Origin of the sequence: Citrobacter amalonaticus Y19 (assembly GCF_000981805.1) — a bacterium.
GTDB lineage: Bacteria > Pseudomonadota > Gammaproteobacteria > Enterobacterales > Enterobacteriaceae > Citrobacter_A > Citrobacter_A amalonaticus_C.
In genome coordinates this window covers 130,657-149,534 of record NZ_CP011133.1, presented here as the reverse complement: position 1 = coordinate 149,534, position 18,878 = coordinate 130,657, and the positions used below count along the sequence as shown (strand labels likewise).

At 47.6% G+C, this 18,878-nt stretch carries 17 protein-coding genes and 1 pseudogene; 12 read left to right on the top strand and 6 right to left on the bottom strand.

The window, feature by feature from the left end:
* Nucleotides 1-16 precede the first annotated feature (16 nt).
* The 8 genes from F384_RS26935 (at nt 17) to F384_RS26900 (ending at nt 5,953) form a co-directional block, all read left to right on the top strand.
* Nucleotides 17-445, top strand: a complete 429-nt coding sequence (locus F384_RS26935; RefSeq protein ID WP_008786817.1) for an HNH endonuclease — start codon at nt 17-19, stop codon at nt 443-445.
* Between the two features lie 97 nt (nt 446-542).
* Nucleotides 543-1,025: a hypothetical protein gene (locus F384_RS26930; protein ID WP_008786818.1), complete on the top strand. Its 483-nt coding sequence runs from the start codon at nt 543-545 to the stop codon at nt 1,023-1,025.
* On the top strand, nt 1,015-1,455 hold the full coding sequence (locus tag F384_RS30575; protein ID WP_020996142.1) for a hypothetical protein: 441 nt from the start codon (nt 1,015-1,017) through the stop codon (nt 1,453-1,455). The genes F384_RS26930 and F384_RS30575 overlap by 11 nt, the downstream gene beginning before the upstream one ends.
* A gap of 50 nt (nt 1,456-1,505) precedes the next feature.
* The gene (locus tag F384_RS26920; protein ID WP_020996143.1) at nt 1,506-2,090 is read left to right on the top strand and encodes a hypothetical protein; all 585 of its coding nucleotides are present in this window, start codon (nt 1,506-1,508) and stop codon (nt 2,088-2,090) included.
* Nucleotides 2,091-2,281: 191 nt separating this feature from the next.
* Entirely contained in the window at nt 2,282-3,991 is a 1,710-nt protein-coding gene (locus F384_RS26915; RefSeq protein WP_020996144.1) for a DUF4942 domain-containing protein, read from the top strand.
* Nucleotides 3,992-4,144: 153 nt separating this feature from the next.
* Nucleotides 4,145-4,900 (top strand): hypothetical protein, encoded by a 756-nt coding sequence (locus F384_RS26910; protein ID WP_008786822.1) that lies wholly within the window; start codon nt 4,145-4,147, stop codon nt 4,898-4,900.
* Between the two features lie 14 nt (nt 4,901-4,914).
* Nucleotides 4,915-5,337 carry a hypothetical protein gene (locus F384_RS26905; protein ID WP_020996145.1) on the top strand — a complete coding sequence of 141 codons (423 nt, stop codon included), beginning with the start codon at nt 4,915-4,917 and terminating at the stop codon, nt 5,335-5,337.
* 10 nt (nt 5,338-5,347) lie between these two features.
* A complete protein-coding gene (locus F384_RS26900; protein WP_046499117.1) occupies nt 5,348-5,953 on the top strand; it encodes a hypothetical protein in 606 nt (201 codons plus the stop codon).
* A 394-nt stretch (nt 5,954-6,347) separates the two neighbouring features.
* Here F384_RS26900 and F384_RS30705 read toward each other — a convergent pair whose 3' ends face one another.
* Nucleotides 6,348-6,527 (bottom strand): hypothetical protein, encoded by a 180-nt coding sequence (locus F384_RS30705; protein ID WP_313859659.1) that lies wholly within the window; start codon nt 6,525-6,527, stop codon nt 6,348-6,350.
* Entirely contained in the window at nt 6,509-7,489 is a 981-nt protein-coding gene (locus tag F384_RS26895; RefSeq protein ID WP_046499114.1) for an IS5-like element ISKpn26 family transposase, read from the bottom strand. The genes F384_RS30705 and F384_RS26895 overlap by 19 nt, the downstream gene beginning before the upstream one ends.
* A 25-nt stretch (nt 7,490-7,514) precedes the next feature.
* On the opposite strand from F384_RS26895, the gene F384_RS29665 reads away from it, so the two are divergent.
* On the top strand, nt 7,515-8,195 hold the full coding sequence (locus F384_RS29665; protein ID WP_162200271.1) for a GntR family transcriptional regulator: 681 nt from the start codon (nt 7,515-7,517) through the stop codon (nt 8,193-8,195).
* 26 nt (nt 8,196-8,221) lie between these two features.
* Here F384_RS29665 and F384_RS26885 read toward each other — a convergent pair whose 3' ends face one another.
* Together F384_RS26885 and parM are read right to left on the bottom strand one after the other, a co-directional pair.
* Nucleotides 8,222-8,608: a plasmid partitioning/stability family protein gene (locus tag F384_RS26885; RefSeq protein ID WP_046499110.1), complete on the bottom strand. Its 387-nt coding sequence runs from the start codon at nt 8,606-8,608 to the stop codon at nt 8,222-8,224.
* Nucleotides 8,609-8,621: 13 nt separating this feature from the next.
* Nucleotides 8,622-9,584, bottom strand: a complete 963-nt coding sequence (gene parM, locus F384_RS26880) for a plasmid segregation protein ParM domain-containing protein (RefSeq protein ID WP_046499539.1) — start codon at nt 9,582-9,584, stop codon at nt 8,622-8,624.
* A gap of 740 nt (nt 9,585-10,324) precedes the next feature.
* Here parM and F384_RS30260 point away from each other — a divergent pair.
* The 3 genes and pseudogenes from F384_RS30260 to F384_RS26865 form a co-directional block, all read left to right on the top strand.
* Entirely contained in the window at nt 10,325-11,725 is a 1,401-nt protein-coding gene (locus tag F384_RS30260; RefSeq protein ID WP_023223900.1) for a site-specific integrase, read from the top strand.
* Nucleotides 11,709-13,259, top strand: coding sequence for a site-specific integrase (locus tag F384_RS26870; protein WP_046499103.1), 1,551 nt, complete (start codon nt 11,709-11,711; stop codon nt 13,257-13,259). Before F384_RS30260 ends, F384_RS26870 begins: the two co-directional genes overlap by 17 nt.
* Nucleotides 13,256-14,197, top strand: a pseudogene (locus tag F384_RS26865) (hypothetical protein); the annotation flags it as partial. The gene F384_RS26870 and the pseudogene F384_RS26865, both read left to right, overlap by 4 nt.
* A 149-nt stretch (nt 14,198-14,346) precedes the next feature.
* On the opposite strand, the gene F384_RS26860 reads toward F384_RS26865, so the two are convergent.
* Both F384_RS26860 and F384_RS26855 read right to left on the bottom strand, forming a co-directional pair.
* On the bottom strand, nt 14,347-15,615 hold the full coding sequence (locus tag F384_RS26860) for an ISL3-like element ISKpn25 family transposase (RefSeq protein ID WP_040217779.1): 1,269 nt from the start codon (nt 15,613-15,615) through the stop codon (nt 14,347-14,349).
* 4 nt (nt 15,616-15,619) lie between these two features.
* Nucleotides 15,620-18,877 carry a type I restriction endonuclease subunit R gene (locus tag F384_RS26855; RefSeq protein ID WP_046499093.1) on the bottom strand — a complete coding sequence of 1,086 codons (3,258 nt, stop codon included), beginning with the start codon at nt 18,875-18,877 and terminating at the stop codon, nt 15,620-15,622.
* Nucleotide 18,878 lies beyond the last annotated feature (1 nt).

The following is an 18,878-nucleotide window of genomic DNA, read 5'->3' as shown; positions in this document are numbered from 1 at the left end:
CCAGAAGGAATTTATTATGTCTCTGTCAAAAAAACAAAGAATAGTACTGAGGGCTAAATTTGGTGGTCGATGTGCATATTGTGGCGAGGTTCTGAAAGATAAAGGTTGGCACGCTGATCACGTAGAACCTGTGCTAAGGAAATCCGTCCAGGATATGCAAGCTGCGGCCAGAGGGAAATTTAAGCTTAAGGCTACCGGTGAAGTGTTTAATGAAAGTGCTAACTGCATAGAAAATCTCTTCCCAGCCTGTGCGCCCTGCAACCTGCTCAAAACAACATATTCACTGGAAATGTTCCGCAAACAAATAAGTCTACAGGTTGAAAGGGCGCGGAAGAGTAGTATGAATTTCAGAACGGCAGAAAGATTCGGCCAGATAAGCGTCGTAGAGAAACCCATTGTTTTCTGGTTTGAACAGTATTCAGAGAAAACTCGTGCTATCGAATAAACGATTAATTTAACATTATCATGGCGCGTATCGCCAACTGCTTCGACAAATTGTCAGCCGTGATAATATTGTTTAGTAGGCCCATTACGGAGCGCATATGACTAATCATACTAACTGGACTGGAGACCTGACCGAAGGCGCAACCATATTTATTGCCACGCAAAATGGACAGTTCAGCAAATGTAGAGTCGAGTCCGTTCGAGACAGATATTTCTCGGTCGAGGGTATTGAGCGTGAATTCGATAAGCTGAATGCCTGCTCGGTTGATGGGCTATTACACTCTTACCCCGACGATTTCGAGTCGAGGGAGAACTTTGGTCTGTGTCAACAGAAAAACAGGCTCATGTCTCTGCAAATTGATTCATTATCCTTACAGCAAGTCCAACACATGCTGGCTGGCCTGGAACTTGCCAGGAAGAGATACGGATTCCAGTACCGAGGCAGCAAAGCCGATGATACCAATCAGAAGGGTAGACTGGCCATGAGCATAGATGATTCGCTTCACCCAATACAGATCGCTTATATACTGGCTGGTTTAAAATTATCTCTCCTTCAAACTGAGGTGAACCATGACTGCTAACCAACGTAAACGACCTTCGCGTAACAATCGAGCTGTCCAGTTAACGTCTGAGCAGCTGGAAGAAGCGAGGACACTTGACCTGAAATCCCACCACTCGTTTAAAAACCTTATGGGCCTTGCTGCAATCAGTGTCGTGGTGTTTGTCTGCCTTGGCTCCTTGATCCATAAACAACGCTCAGTAATGAACGAATGGGATCTGGGCGAAGTGATCAGTGGGGTGGATTTAAAAGCCGGAACCCTCGCAAAAAACAACTTTTTCACCACCAGCAAAGGCCAGTTTGAAGCGAGTGGCGTTACAGTGTCACTTCCTGGTACAAACCTGAAATTACAGCAGCATCAGGACGGAAAATATTACGTTTGTAATTCTGCAACAGGTGATTGTGTTCTGGTATCCGATGTACAAGCTGAAAAAATTCGTGACCAGCTGTAGCGGGGGGAAAATATCGGTTACTGTCACCGGTAACCGAAGGAACCTCGTATATGTCACGTCAAGAAGCCGCAACGCAGTTATTTATATCTGCACCACCAGCAAGTATTGATGTCGTTATTGAGCAACTGGAAAGGGACGCTCAAGCAGCCGGTATCGATATTCATACCATCTCTGTAATGGCCAGCCTGTTACGTGATCGAATAGAAGCATACAGTGACGTGCTTGAAATCGAACCTGAGCGGGTGATACACGCACTTGAAGTGCTGCGAGGTACGGAAGTACCGTGGGCTTTTTACACTCCTTCCAGGCTACCTGAGCTTGAAAACGTTCATTGCTGGGAAACCCCTCACGATTTTGACATGGATTTAGGTGAACATCGGCTGCGGCGCTATATTTGCCCTAAATGCGAGCATGAATCAACCGATCCAATTCGCTGCACGGCTGGCCATGTTTCTGGCGTTAACCAGTATCACGAAAGGTGTGATGCCACTATCTGGAATTCGCCCGATTCTTGGGATAGTATTAACCCTATAATAAAATTAATTATCAAATCTACGTTCCTGGCTGACCTGACTGTTCATACAATCTTCTATCCGAAAGGGTTGAAGCTTCCTGAAATTCAGGACGTTGAGTAGTCTGTTACGGGCTCTGTGATCTGATAGTTATATATACCTCATTTAAGACCCCTTACTGGGGTCTCTTTTTTTTGGGCTTACGGTCAATTCTGTGCCTCACGGTATCCCCAATGTCCCGGCTTATGTAGTTCGTCGATTTGCTTCGTCACCTGCCATACCTGTCTCATAATTTCTCTATTTGGAGAAATCTGATGAGCCTACCGACAGCAGTATTAGCGAATAACTATGAAAATGAATCAGACGTCCTCAGCCTTTATGCCAATCCCGTAGACGGCCAAAGTGGCCTCATTGGACATGACGGCTTTCAAAAACTAAATGCCATGCGCGATCTGCTGGTGGAATACAACACAACACTAAAGCACATGCAGGCCATGTATGATGCAGTTATGCGGAACCGGCATGATGAATCATGGCGAATGTTCTGTGATTCTTGTGACAATTCGATCAAGTATACGCTGGCTGTAGAGCATTTGTTCTGTATGGAACGGGCCCGCTGTGCCCTCGATGAAAAGTACTGGCAAAAGCTGCTCAATCTGACCGGCGTAAAACCATTTATGCCCACCGCAAGATACGATGAATGGAACAAAAGTTTAAGGGCATGGCGAAAATCATCAGAATCAAATTTTGAAAAGCTTAAGCCTGTTACCTTCAACGAAGAAAGTATATTTTCTACCGCGTTCGCATTGAATGAAGAGAAAAAAGACTACTTCGCCCAGATGGTTCATGGTGTTTTTCAAAAGCTCTCCGCTATGCATAAGACTAACCGGGCCCAGGGCTTCAGCAACAAACTCATCATAGCCAACTGCTTACCAAGCAGAGATAACCGCAGATCCTATAACTATCTCAACTATTTTAATGACCTGCGTAAGGTTATTGGACTGATGTATGGGCGTAGTGGTGCTGAGGATGTGAATTCTACTGCGGTCAAAGAGTACATGATGAGTAACCCTGGCGAATGGGTCAGTATTGATAACGATAGTCTTAAAGTGAAGGGGTTTATTAACGGCAACGTGCATATCCTGATTGAGGAGGAAACATGTGACAATCTCAATCTGGTACTATCTCATTTAATGCCAGACTGCATTCCTCTCGATCGCCGACACACCACCGGCCATAGCTCCGCAAGAACTGTAAAAATCAATGAATATCGGTCGCAGTTGATATCATTCTCTGCTGTTAACTCCTTAGTATCATATGCCAATGACCATTTTAACGCGGGCAAACACCAGTCACCGGGGCCGCACACTTTTATCCTGCGGGACAATCAGTCTGTAAGTGAGAAAAAAGAGCTGGTGAGCATATGGGAGTCTTTGGGTGCTGTCAGAAGATATAGAGAAGTATATGACTTTGACTTTAGCCCGGTTGAAGCATTCAAGCTACTAGCCTTACATGGTTCTATCCCTGACCGCTATACGCACCAGTTCTATGCAACGATCGGAGAACTCCAGAAACGAGCGATTGATGAATGTATGGTGGCTTCAGGTATGCGCTTGCTGGAACCGAGTATCGGACTTGGTGCGCTACTGAAAGGGTTACCAGAGGGGGTGGATGTTACCGGTTTTGATATACACCCCGCAGCTGTAGCAATTACAGGCCTGCGCTGGAACGTCACCCTTAATGATTTTCTATTGGTTAAGCCTGAGAATACCGGATTGTTTGAAAGAATTCTGATGAATCCTCCATTTAGCGAAACACGCTGGATTGCACATTTCCAACATGCGATGAGATTCCTGAAACCGGGAGGACGCTTGATAGCAATACTGCCAGGAAGCGCAAAGGAGCATATTTTAAGCCGGGAAGCCGGGCCTGGTTACGACATCAATATACTGGGTTGCTATGACAACGCCTTTGAAGGAACCGGCGAATCCATAAAACTTTTCTCAGTAGATGCCCATGAATAGTGGGGAAGGGAAGAGCAGACAGAGTTTAATTCGTCACCCGTAACTGTTCTGAGAAAATGGGATGAAGAAAACGCCATCAGTTTGTCGATGTTAATTGCTATTCAAATTTTTCAACATGCGACAATTGAGCCAACTACATGAAGAGGAAAAACAATGTCAGCATTTCTTTTCAATAAATTAACTTTCGACGATACCAAACAAATAATGTTGTCCTCTCTGAAGGCGCTGGCATCTCTTCCAGGCCTTTTGGCAATATTTTTGCCGATAATTGCTGGTGGTGGGCTCCTCACACTCATCATGAAAAATGTGACAATGGAGGGGCTTGCCTTTTTTATCTTACAGCCTGTTGTACTAACCCTCTACCTTACGGCTATCTTATGCCGATATCAAAGCTCAGAACTAAGATTAAATATCTGGCAAGAACTACGTAACTTTATCGTTGTGTTAGTTTATGCGTTATTCCTGACGGTACTAATGATCGTTATCTTGTGGTTGGTTAAGTTTATGATTGCCTCAGCGGTTGCTGGAGAATCCAACCATGTCGTAAATCAACAACCCATATTCACGAACATTAGCCTGGCTTACTCCAATCTCATTTTGTATTTTAATATGTACGCCCTTGCAACTTTGAGCGTATTTATCGCTACGCCAATGCTCGTTTTCTTCATACCAACAGTGACGCGGTGTAAGGGCTCTCTATTGAAAAGTATACCCGTCATTTGTAAAAGTACCTTTTTGAATATTGGGCCATTGTTCGCATTTTCGGCTATCTCTGGTGTTGTATTACTTTCATGGTCATACTTATCGCTCAGGTATGAATGGTTAATACCAGCAGCAACTATACCTCTGGCCTACTTATCAATATTGAATTACAAACTGTCTGAAGCAGCATTGCCTCGTAACCAATAAAAAGGAAACCTGCCATGAGAAAAATGATTTTAAATACGATTGTTTGTTTATTTGCAATTAACGCATCAAGTTTCGCAATATCAGCTGATAACTCTCCATCTCGTGACGAACTGAATGACGTGATGAAAGTTCATGCTTCCGAGGTTGCTGCGGTTATCGCATGTAAGGACTATCTCGAAAATGGCGAGGAACGCCTGGCTGAAGCAAAATCCAAAGCTGGCCGTGTACTGGGCAAGATGGTAGGAAATCAAGCCAAGGGTAGCGAGTATGCTAGCCGGATTCTGGAAACTGTAAACGAAGCTAAGCCTGATGAGCAGCTGAAGGCTGAATTCGACAGGGTCAACCTTGGCAACTCTGTCCGCGTTGCAAAATGCGCTCAGTTAGTAGCTGGTAATGCCGCTCGTGCGGACGACGCTGATACCAAGTATCTGAATTAAGAGGCTAGCAATGGCGAAGATCAGGATCACTCATCGTTATGACATCAATAAAGACATGTTCTATGGCGTGGAAACTGACCAGCCATATGAAAAGGTTGTTCAGAGGTTAGCTTACCTCCAATTGATTCATTCCACGTTGCCTGATTTTCCCTACATGGCTAATTGCCTGGAACAGGCCGATGCAGTAGAACTCTACTGCCGAATCTTTGGCGGTGTTCCTTTACACACAAATCAACAGTATACCGCAGAGATTGATTTATACACGAACTGGGAAATAGATACACGCAAACTCGTTAATGACGTTAATTTGCAAAAATCAATTGCCATTTCCGGCTGTGCAGAAAAAATATTTAAATACATTATTGAAAACTCTGTTCAGATCTATCAACTCACAAAAGAAGCCTATAAATCTGGGCAGGGCATGACTATTAATGAAAAAGAAGAAATGGCTCTCTTACTGATTTATATGGATTGGCAACTCCCAAGAATGGATCGTGTTTTAATGGGTGAGAATATTCAAAAAGAGTGGGATTGGCGGGATTTTGAGGGAAGGTTAATTTCAGATATTTCGTATTCACCGACCGAGCAACCTGACCTATACATCCACAAAGATTAATGTTATTGACGCACAAGTAGAAAATATTAAGACCTGGCACAAATAGGAGGCAAACACATTAGAAAAAATTAACCATGTATTTATGATGGGTTCTGTTAAGCCTAAAATCGGGGTAGTAATAGATCTGTTATTGAAAATGCCAGACATGCTGATAGAGTTGAACGAATGATAAACGTTTCACCTTCTCTGCTCTGGCGGATGCCAGTTTATGGATGTGCATACTGGAACTATTTGAAATATTTGGGTAGAGGGATCTACTTAATATGTAATGTGATTAAAAACATTCTGTTTTCTATGTGGTCAAAAAGTTCAGTATGAGTGATATATGATTGATGATTACAAAAGCTTCCTCAAAAACCCCGGAAATTTACCGGAACTAATTAGTTACTCTCCGTCAGGCAGACCTAGGGAAGGTGCGAATAAGCAGGTCATTTCTTCCCAAGCTGACTCGCTGATTAAAATTTCGCGGATCTGGGCCGATTTTTTTCCCGCAAACACATCGAATCAGCCTATTTAGGCTATTTTTTCCACCATTTCTGGCGTTATTTCCGGTTTTTACTGAGATCTCTCCCACTGACGTATCATTTGGTCCACCCGAAACAGGTTGGCCAGGGTGAATAACATCGCCAGTTGGTTATCGTTTTTCAGCAGCCCTTTGTATCTGGCTTTCACGAAGCCGAACTGCCGCTTGATGATGCGAAACGGGTGCTCCACCCTGGCACGGATGCTGGCTTTCATGTATTCGATGTTGATGGCCGTTTTGTTCTTGCGCGGATGCTGCTTCAAGGTTTTTACCTTGCCGGGACGCTCGGCGATCAGCCAGTCCACATCCACCTCGGCCAGCTCCTCGCGCTGTGGCGCTCCTTGGTAGCCGGCATCGGCTGAGACAAATTGCTCCTCTCCATGAAGCAGATTACCCAGCTGATTGAGGTCATGCTCGTTGGCCTCGGTGGTGACCAGGCTGTGGGTCAGGCCACTCTTGGCATCGACACCAATGTGGGCCTTCATGCCAAAGTGCCACTGATTGCCTTTCTTGGTCTGATGCATCTCCGGATCGCGTTGCTGCTCTTTGTTCTTGGTAGAGCTGGGGGCCTCAATGATGGTGGCATCCACCAAAGTGCCTTGGGTCATCATGACGCCTGCTTCGGCCAGCCAGCGATTGATGGTCTTGAACAATTGACGTGCCAGTTGATGCTGCTCGAGCAGGTGGCGGAAATTCATGATGGTGGTGCGATCCGGCAGGGCGCTATCCAGGGATAATCGGGCAAACAGGCGCATGGAGGCGATTTCGTACAGGGCATCTTCCATGGCACCGTCGCTCAGGTTGTACCAATGCTGCATGCAGTGAATACGCAGCATGGTCTCCAGCGGATAGGGCCGTCGGCCATTGCCCGCCTTGGGATAAAACGGCTCGATGACAGCGGTCATATTCTGCCATGGCAGAATCTGCTCCATGCGGGAGAGGAAAATCTCTTTTCGGGTCTGACGGCGCTTAGTGCTGAATTCACTATCGGCGAAGGTGAGTTGATGGCTCATGATGTCCCTCTGGGATGCGCTCCGGATGAATATGATGATCTCATATCAGGAACTTGTTCGCACCTTCCCTAGCTTAACGAGACGAGTTGAAGATCGCCTTAAATGCGCACTTATCCTCGGCTACCTCAAGCCCGGTGATAAGGTGGTAACAAAAAACATCGCCGATGCTATGAAAATGAGCGTCACGCCCGTCCGTGAAAGCCTGATACGTTTGTCTGCCAGTAGTGCTCTTGCTTTGACCCCATCACATGCCTTTTTCGTGCCCGTCATCACCAGTGAGCAGTTCAACGAATACATGAGAATGAGGCGATTGATTGAGCCAGAACTGGCAGAAAAGGCCGTACTGAATATGGATGACAAGAGCTTTGAAGAATGCCTATCTATGTGCCAAAAGCTGCGTTCAGCATATGATCGAAGGGATGTTTATCTGGCACACCAGCTCAACCTCACTCTACGGCTGAAGCTTTACATACACGCCGATCTGCCTGAATTTTTCAAAATCGTCACCCAACTTTGGATTAACCTGGGGCCAACTCTGAGTTACACGTTCGAATCTGACTCGGAGGAGAAATGGCCAATATTTTTCTCGTCGCTTGAACTCGCACTTTCAAACAGGGATGCAGGGGCAGCAGCAGATGCCATTAGAGAGTCACTGGATAAGGGGTTGCGGATCTACCTGAGCCTGTTAACCGAGCAAGGTGAGTAAACCGGCTACTAGTAGCCGGTTCTGATTCAACGTTTGAGGTTTTGCATCATCAGGGAGGGTTTAGGAATTTGTTCTTTCTGCTCAGCAGGCTTATCCGAATCAATGGTGGTTGCTGCTCGGATACCTGTGGCCTGGGTTTCCACTGATGAAGAATTCCGTTCAACGGCTATGCCCAGCGTTTGCGACAGGATGTTGCTCAGCGTTTCGGCATTAAACGATGTCGTAGTTTGCGCTGCCAGCAAATTAATTAACCGAGGGTCGAGCTCATGCAAGGCAGAGGCTATTACCAGTGCCTTACGGTAAAATTCCCCCCGGGAGCGTCGGGGTAAGCGCTCCATAATATCAAGAGCTTTACCGTCTTCTGGATTATTGCCGGGCCGGAGCCAGACGAGTAAACGTTTATCTTCTTCCATCACATGACCTCGTTTAGACGCTTGCCATAGCTTTGACGAGCGCGAGCTGCGCGTCAGGCGCTTTGATGACATCCAGCTTAGGGAATAGCTCGACAATATGAGAATGGATGAGCTCAGCACCGCCACCGGCCAGGATGATTTTGTGGACGCTATTCTGACGACGGATATCAGCTGCAACAGCTTCGGCCAGATTTTTCGACTCAGAATCGATAACAGCAATGATGGCATCGATTTTAGAGTGATCATTGACCGCAGAAGCAATCAGATCTCTATCATGACGGTTTTTAATGATGATATCTGCAATGGCATAACTGCTTGGAGACTGGGCATCCTGGAGCGCTGCCATAACAGCTTTCGTCACTCGTGAAACGCCAACATCGCTGTTGCCAAAGATATCGGATATGCCCTCCATTGCCCCCTGAATGATGGCCAGGTCTAGGGTTGTCCCCCCCAGATCGACAACCAGGGTTCGTGTAAGCTGCGTGGTTGTTTTAGGGTCAATCAGATATTCAGCCGCAGGTACTGATTCAGGCATTACGTTAACTTTTACAACATGAAAAGTTTCGCCGTTATTCAGGCTTATTGGGCCCATGACGTTGGCCTTTTTCTTTTCAATGTTAGCTTCGTTCAACTGTGCATCGCTCGTGAAGAACATGGCCACCGGTAGAGTCACTGTAAGTTCAACGTCCTGTGGCTCAAGCCCGGACGTCAAAAGAGCATGATGAATTGCTACACGACTAACAGCGTCGAACTGGAAAGAGGTATGGGTTGTTGTAATTGCAGATGTTGAGCCAATGTCGTGGGTAAATTTCCGCCCATCAATAAGATAGTTGTGGATAGTTTTACCACCAAATGCAAGGGGAGTTGCCCAGCCTTCGCGGAAGGCATTCTGCGAAACATGGGTTTTGATTTCACCATTCTCAACCCAAGCAAGTTTTACGTTCGTTGAGCCGTCATCACAAGCGATGTTCATCATGGTATATACCTCATTAAAATGTTCAAAAGTATCGAAAATCCCAGTCATTTTAGATAGTAAGCTATCATGAAGCAAGGAATGCGCACCTGTAGCGCACATTTAATGTCCGCGAAATGACTATAAAAAGTGAATTACGAGTGTGTTAAACAGGAACGATTCTAGCGGATTGAAATCTGGAGGGTAAACGAGCAAGAGAGATGTAAACGTAATATGCAGAGGTCGGTAGCCCTGGAACATCAACGGTAAAAGTAACAAACCACCCGAAAAATGAACCAGAGCCACCAGATTAAATTGTGACGGTGGATGGCCAATACTGCAAGGGCTTACAAGATAAAGGCACATACAATGTAAGTCCACATGATAGCGTGTATTGGAAAGAAGAGTCACCAAACTGATAGATTTGACCCGGGCCAAAACTGTAGTCAGCAAACTTCGTAACTTATTGAACGGATTGTAGTAGACAAGACAGCTTCTGTGTCGCAATTATCTGAGGCCAATTGGAGCTCATACCAAGCCAAAACCCAGTGCGCACAATGAATGATTAAAACACAAATGCCTTTAAATTCAAGTACATATAATAAAGATTATGTTAAATTTAGTCCGTCGTCCATTTAGTTCATAACCACCCGCAGACCACGATCAATCATACACTTACCTGTCCCTCCATCTTCTTCTTGCAGGACGTTATGTGTGTTGGTTACTTTGTTCATACACATACTGTTTATGAGGATAAGTGCCGCGTGTTCACACTCACACAACTCAATCTCAACCAACGGCAGCGTTTGTGGGCACTGATGGATACTCACACGCGCCAGCCGCTGTTATATCCATTAGTGTATCTTATAGACCATCTTGCTTTTCGTTCATCAGCCACGCAATCCGCTTCACTTCAAGCGCTCAAGTTTTTCTATGATTTCTGGCACCAGAAACATGGCGTGACGTTTTGCTTCAGTTTCTACTCCTCGAACCACAATCCAATGATCGCCATTGATGAACTGACAGCCTTTTTTCATTTTCTGGAAAATGGACATTCAGTTGTAACAGTGTTAACCATCAGGTCTACTACGCAGGCCACGCCCCAACGTCGTACAAACATCAGGCATGTACATGCGGTTATTCGATTTATCAGATATTTGATTAACACGTATATCTCGCCGAGATATATAGATGGCTCTCCTAAAGAGCTCACACGACTTGCCACGCAGTTAACAGGACGGTTATCGATACATAAAGCAGAATTCCGCACTCTTACCCATTCTCGTCAGATGAACAATGGCATGACCCATAAACGCTTTCGAAGTCTGACTGCCGAGATGATCATGGCTTTTTACCAAATCATTACACCCGGTTCAATTTCAAAGAAAAACCCATTTAATCCCTTCCCCGCTGGTGAAATCCAGCTACGTAATTTTCTGATTTGTCGATTGCTTTTAAATTATGGATTGCGTGTCAGTGAATTACTGCTTTTGGAGTGTCATTCGATTAAACCCAATCTCCGAGGGGATCGGTTCAGCCTGATTGTGACCACAGTAGATGACGACGTACCAGATCAGCGAAAAAGATTGCCTTCATTAAAGAATGTCTATGCAAACCGGGTGCTGGCATTAGATAAACTGGACTATCATTTTCTGAATCTATATATCCATAAAATCCGCCATCGCGCCTCACATAGTTTTCTGTTCACTTCCACCCAGAAACAACATCCTCCACTGTCATACCATGCAGTTTATGACATCTTTACCCGGATTGATGGCATTATGAGTGTGCAGTACCCTGAATATAAATCAGATGGATATTTTGATGCCATTGAAAGCATTTCGCCTCATATAACGCGGCATACCTGGGCTTATTTGACACTTCAACGCATTTATCGTGAAAAACTTAAAAAAATTAAGGCCGACTCACACCTTACGGCCATGGATTTTTCTATCGTTGGATTGATGGATGAAGCCAAGGATGAATTACGACTGCTTGGCGGCTGGAGTCACAATAGCCATATGCCTGATGTTTATGCCAAAAGATTTCTATCACAGCAGGCTAATACGGCCAATCTTCACCGAATCGCGATGGATAACGAGGCTCTGAGAGCAACCTTTTCTCATGTATGCGACGAATGGAGTGCATATGAGTCGAATCAATAAACAGTTAAATGAGTCGAACAGTACCATTTACACATCTGTATTTGTTGAAAGTATTTCAAAAGTTAATATACCAGCTGGTATTTATCTCAAGTCAGCAGATTATTTCGATGATAAGTATATTAATTCAACAAATGACAGTTGGGTATTCGATTATTCAGGCAGTCGATGCTATGCCCACTTTCGTCAGGATAAAATCAGCAACCAATTAATCAAATATATTTGCTTCCGTTATGCATCTGCCAAGTGTCCAGCCCAGGTTCCTGGTGTACTCCATGCCTGGTCTTTGGCAACTGATCATTGCATAACCCAATCTGCTTTCTCGTTTACGGTGTTGAAAGATTACCTTGAAACTCAGGAAATTGAACCTCGATATTTCTACTACATCATTTTCGGCCTAAAAATCCTCTGTGCCGAAGCATTCCCCGGTTTCACCCTAGACGATTACGAAGACCTCGAATTTATCCCTCGCCCGCATTCCCACGACTGGGACATCTATCAGGAAATCGACCATGTTCTGGATCCGCTCGAAAAAAACATGATCAGTAAAGGCTTGTTTGAAATGGCTACGTCGATTCGGCATGGCAAAAACTACAGTCTGGACACCATGAGAGATGCAGCAATTCTGGGACTGACTTATGTCACCGGGGCCCGCCCGGCACAACTGGCCAAGCTGGCGGCAAAAGATTTGCGCATTGATACCCGAAACTCCGAAACCGGGTTAATACGCTATAGCTTACTTCTACCCTACGCCAAACAGCGGCGCGTAACGACTGAACGTCTTTTTTTGGCGATTCCAGCGGAAATTGGTGCGTTAATTAGGCACTATATCGAGCAAGCGCAACTAAAACCTGATGGCAAGCTATTTGAATTTAGTCACTCTGCACCGTTTTATGTATCCAGGGCGATTAACAAGGCCATTCTCAGTTTCAGTCCGCCAGATTATCAGGCTGCCGTAGCGCGTGGCGAAGCGGCTCTTCCAACCATTACGCCAACCGACTTGCGCCACAACGTGGGCCATTCATTGGCTATGCAAGGGTGCAGCGCCGAGGAAATTGCGCATATTCTGGGGCATACTTCACTTACTGTTGCCAAGCATTACATTCTTGCGACGCCTGCGCTGGCATTGATTCGAGCCAAAGCATTGGGTACCAATCCGGTATGGCAAAACATGGTCGCTATGATGTTGACTGGAGAGCTGGTACCTTCAAAAGAATGGCAAGGTCGACGCGTGGTTGGCATGGTTGGTGATCGACTTCACTACGAGATTGGTGGTTGTGCAAGAGCCGATGAAGAATGCCCTTTCTGTGAAGTCCGTTGCTGTTATGGTTGTTTATATTACCGCCCTTTCCTCGATGGCCACCACCAGGACGTATTAGATAGCATCTCTAAAGAAGTCGATGAGCTGATAGCTGTTTCTGATAGCATCGGTAATGCTCACAATCCACTGATTTCTATCCACGAAACAACGCAGATCGAAGTCAAGTCAGTTATAGCCCGTTGTCATTTGCATCACGTCAGAGGTTGCGAGCAATGATAAAAAATATCGAGAACTTTGACACTTTTATTACGGAACAAAAAGCCTGGTTTGAAGATAATCTCGCAGCAGATTTTGCTGAGTCATGGGATAGTCGTGTCTGGGTATGCGGGAGAAAAGGTTCCGGCTGGTTACGTGGCAATGGTGCTAGTGTATTGCGTTTTGATGAAATTAATCGCCTCAAAGGGATCGACGAGCACCATACTTTATCCGAGCCTTATCAGCTGTTCATGAAAGCCATGCTGATACTCATCTATCAAGGCCGAAATCGTAGCATTTCCCCTGCGGTTGCTGTTGCAACGCTGGTTATTTTGAAACGCTGGTACTGCGCCCTCTTCAAGTTAACCGGGCAAACGCATCCCATCTATCTGACTACAGATGTCGTACGTAGCGCAATGGATACTCTGAGTGCTGCATCCCGGCCAGGTGATCCCAACGTTGCCAACTACAAGGGGCGTTGCGTTAAGATTCAAAAATTAGTAAACCATCACGCCTTCACATTAGTGACACTGCAATATGTATCCGATGATCGTTATACCAATCAGACTAATTTGACCCGGAAAGCCCGGGAAACAATCACTCTAAAACAAAAAGATAAGCTGGATGATACGGCCACTGATGGTGAGGATGCTCTGATTACAATTAGAGGGTTCCTCAATATCGTGTCATTAATCCAGCGAGTCGAAAGCAGTACTGAAAAAATTGCTCTCAATTGCCTTCTGTTACTGATCGTCACTGGATTTCGTTCTGTTGAAGCGTTCAATCTCAGGCAGGATTCGTTGGTCAAACGGCGAATAGATAATTCTGGCATCAGCAAACGTCTGCGGGATAATGGATTGCCGGATTATTTTCTTGGCATACGCTATGTTGGTGTAAAGGGAGCTGGCGAACGAACTCATTGGGTCGAGCCTTTAGCCGTACCTCTGGTTGAAAATATAGGCTATTTGCATTCTAGGGTTGGAATTCATCCATTCTAACCCTTGATTCTTAGTCGGACAAAAAGCTGCTTCTGGTTGGATTTTTCTGTTTTTCACCACCCTGCGAAAATCTAACATTGGTTGGATTCTCAGACGCGCCCTCTCTCGCGTTAATCCAACTCTCCACCTTCTGCCTGCTTCAACAATGTCGGAATGTGCGGTCCATACTCGACCTTGCCTCGTCCTGCTCGAATACCACTGCCAACCTTGCGGGCTTCTTTGGAGTACAACGTCTTTGCACGGATGATCTCATAGCTATAACCCCGACCTAACCGGTTGGACATCTTGATCAAACCGTTGAGCCCTTCGGTATAGCCATTGGTGAGTGAGAACGGCGCATCCCAGTAGGCAAAGATGTCGTCGTAATGGTTGTGTACCGTTTTTACCAGTTTTTTGAAAGGCTCCATGCCATAAGGCGGCAGGCTGTTCTTCCAAGCCTCAAAGGCGTTCTGAGCACTCTGCTTGTCGGGTTCGTCGTAGATGCAGAAGAAGGCTTCCTTGAAGTCATAGGCCATGGCAAGTGCTGGGATCGCCTGCTTTACAACCTCCAGCGCCTTTTGCTCTGCGGGCGTCAGGTTGCCGGGTCGCTTCAGGGTAAGCCAGCGAATGGACTTTTTGACGTAAATGCGATCTTCTTTGCTTAACTGTGCCTGATAGTTCTTGCGCTCCGCTTCCAAGGCTTCAGAGGCAATCTTGACGACATGGAACTTATCGATCACCAGTTTGGCGTTGGGCAGATACTGAGCAAAGGAACGCTTGAAGGGTCGCCACATATCCGTACAGACCCATTCCACCTTGTCAGCATCCGGCAAATCCTTGAAGAAGGGCTTCAAATGCTCTTGAGTACGATGCTCCAACATATCAAAGACGTTGTTGGTTGCCAGATTGGTGATTACACAGCGATACCCTCCGGCCAGGTTCACTTCGTCAATACCCATGATGACAGGGGTTTCGTAACGAACGGTTTGGGAGAGTTCCTCAATGAGATCGTGAGCGATGTTCTTGACGGTGTTCACCGCCACACCAGTTTGCTCGGCTAAAGCATGGAAGGTGGTTCCCAGGCACTGTTGCCGAATAACATCGACCAGCCGTTTGGTGGCTCGGCGTTTGTCATCCAGAAAACTCAACTCCGGCATGGACATTTTTCCGCACGACTCACAGCGAAAGCGCGGGCGCTGAACTTCAAGGCGGACGGGCTCCATGTACAACGGCGTGTCCATGAACTTGTTTTTGCGCGTACCGTGTCTGTGCATAGGGATGTTGCAGTCCCCACATAACGGCACCTGGACCGTTACCGGCTCAGCAACTATCACAAGGCACTTGCCTTCGTGGCGCATATCGACCGGCTTGATGCCTGGCAGATTCAGCAGGTCGAGCATCGGCTTAATCCATACCCAGATCGATGTCTTTGCCTTCACGCAGCAGGTCATACACCATATCAACCAATGCGGTCATGCCCTGACGGTCAGACTTGAGCACCTGGGTTGCCAGCTTCTGATGACTGGACAAAGCACGAACAACCGCTTGCTGCACAGCACCGGGGAGGTTGCCTTTCATAGCCTGCTCACGGGTGTTGCTTTCCACCTGAGCCATGACGACATCGCTTTCACCGGTAATCGCTGAAATCTGATTAACGAAAGCAACCTGATCCTGGATCGGCGTCGCCTCACCAAACAGGCTGTTGAGCTTCTCGATAATCTCTTTGACGAATTTCGGCTTGTCGCCTGCCGCGCCACCACCGCCTGCACCTGCTGGTTGCAATACCGGGGTTTTGCCTTCGTCTTCTACGTCATCGGGTCGAGCATTGATGTCAAAGCCAGTAAGCACCAGGCCTGTCAAGTCCACGGTTTCCGGTGCTTCGTGCTGAAGGCGCTTTTGCAGCAGCTTGGCGAAAGCGGCAAAGTTCTCCAACTCCGGGTCGCCAAAATCAATCAGTTGGGCGATATAGGAATAGGTACGGCAGAAGCGCCCCAGGTCCGACTTGAAACCCATCAGCGCCTTGATTTGCTCGGCATACTCATCCTGGTGGTGATCGGCAGACTTCATGCCCGCCTCATCACCCTTGGCGCGGGCCTTCTCAAACGCTGCTTCCCAGGTTGCCATGCCACCGCGCAACATTTTCATCTTGTCGTTATACAAGGCCGTCGCTCCAGCTGTAGCGGCATACAGCGCCTTGTGCTGTGGCGATTTAGTATGGGTGATGTCACGTATGGTTTTGAAGCGGGCTTCTTTGAACGCGGCCAAGTCCTTCTCGTCGTACAGGCCGTGCTCGTCCAGTCGCTCCTTGATCTCGTAGACCACATTGAGGTCTTGCACTTCGCCGATGTGAGCGCCCTTGTCATAGGTGGCAAAGGCCTTGCGCACGTTCTCTGGATCGTTCACGAAGTCGATGATAAAGACTTCATCCTTCCCGGGTGCCGTCCGGTTCAGGCGGGCGAAGGTCTGCACAATCTCCACATGGTTGGCGATTTTCTTGTCCACGTACATGGCGACCAGTTTGGGCTGGTCAAAGCCAGTCTGGAACTTGTCGGCCACCAACATCACCCGGTATTCCGGGCGGTCAAAGGCAAAGCGCAAATCCTGCCCGTGGACATCCGGGTTCATGCTCTGCTCGGTGAATTCCTCGTTCTCATCGACGATAAACACATCATCCTTGAACTCGCTGTCATCCTGGTGCATCACCTGCTTACCGGTCATCTTGCCGGAGAAGGCCACCAGTGAATGAATAAAGCCGTACTCGCTGTGCTGCTCGATATAGCGGTCAAACGCCTTTTTGTAGCGAATGGCAGCGGCACGGGAGCTGGTCACGACCATCGCCTTGGCCTTGCCATCCAGCCGGTGGGCGACGTTTTTGGTGAAGTGCTCAACGATAAACTGTACCTTCTGGGTCACATTGGTGGGATGCAATGACATCCACTGTGCTAGGGCGCGTTTGGCGGCCTTGCCGCTTACCCGCTTGCTGTCTTCAAGCTGCTTGGAAAGGTTGAAGGCCGTTTTGTAGGGCACATAGCCGTTCAACACATCGAGAATGAATTTCTCCTCAATGGCCTGGCGCATGGTGTACAGATGGAAGGCTTGCGGCGGGTTATCGTCCGAGATCGGTTGGCTTGGATCTGTCGGGCGACCAAACAGCATCAAAGTGGAGTGCTTGGGCGTTCCGGTAAAGGCGAAGTAGCTGATATTGTCCGGGCGGGCGCGGGACTTTTGCAGTTGCTCCAGTAGTTCATCCACCGTCATGGTGGACATCTTGCCTTGTCCGCTCATCCCCAGCGCGGCTTGCAGCTTAGCGGCGGTAGAGCCAGTCTGCGAGTTATGCGCCTCATCAATGATCACAGCAAAGTTTTTCCCTTTCAGGGCCTTGTCAGTGATGATGGCTTCCATCGCGTAGGGGAAGGTCTGGATCGTGACTACCACAATCGGCGTGCCAGACAACAAGGCATCCGAGAGCTGTTTGCTCTTGGACTTGGATGACTTCTGCCGGTCAATGGCGGCGATCACACCAAACTGATGGTCAATCTGCTTCACCGCGTCCTGAAGCTGGCCGTCCAGCACATTACGGTCGGTGACAATGATCACGCTGTTAAACACCGCGTCGCCGTTATCTTCGCGCAGTTTCACCAAGTCATGGGCCGTCCAGGAAATGGTGCTGGTCTTGCCGGAACCTGCGCTGTGGTCACACAGGTAGGTCATGCCTGCGCCATTTTCGCGAGCATCGGCCAGCATCTGGTTCACTGCCGTCCATTGGTGAAAGCGCGGGAAAATCAGGGTTTCTTTCTTCGACCAGTTGCCCTGAATATCCACCACGTCCTTTTTCTCGACGTAGACAAAGCTATGGAAAATCCGCAGCCAGGCATTCGGCTGGCAGACCTCCTCCCAGAAGTAGGCTACAGGGTATTCCTGAGTACCATCGGCCTTAATCTCACCTGGCGGGTTACCCGCATGTACCGTGCCACTTTCGTCCTTGCGCCCCTTATTGAACGGCAGGAAAAAGGTGTTTTCTCCATCCAGCTTGGTCGCCATCATGATTTCAGAGTCGGACATGGCGAAATGTACCACCGCCCCACGCTTGAAGGTCAGCAATGGCTCTCGGCGTTTGGTCTGGGCGTCATACGGCAGGCGATCATTGCGGTACTGATCCATGGCCGCTTCGCAGGACTGGGTGAAGTCGGTCTTCAGTTCGACGGTTGCCACAGGCAGACCGTTGATAAACAGCACCAGATCAATGGCAAATTCACGGGCCGGGTGATACTTCAGCTCCGGCACCACGCGCAGGATATTGGCCTGGTAGCGCTCAATGACTGCTGCATTGCGCTTGTCTTCCGGTGCGGCCTCGGTCATCTCGATCAGGCCGCAACCGGCAATGGAAAAGCCCTGGCGCAACACCTGCATGGTGCCTTGTTTCTCCAGTGCTTTATCCAAGCGATCCATCAGCACTTCAAGGGTTTTGGCCCCGTTGAGCCGTTCCAGCTTGTCCCATTTTTCCTGCTGGCCGCTGGTTTTGACCCAGCTTTTCAGGTCTTCGGGGTACACCGCCCGCTCGGTGTCGTAGAACCTGGAATCACCCAGCTTCCAGCCCTGTTCTACCAACCGGTCGATGATATATTGCTGGAGGTGTTTTTCATGATGTGCTGCTGATTGCATT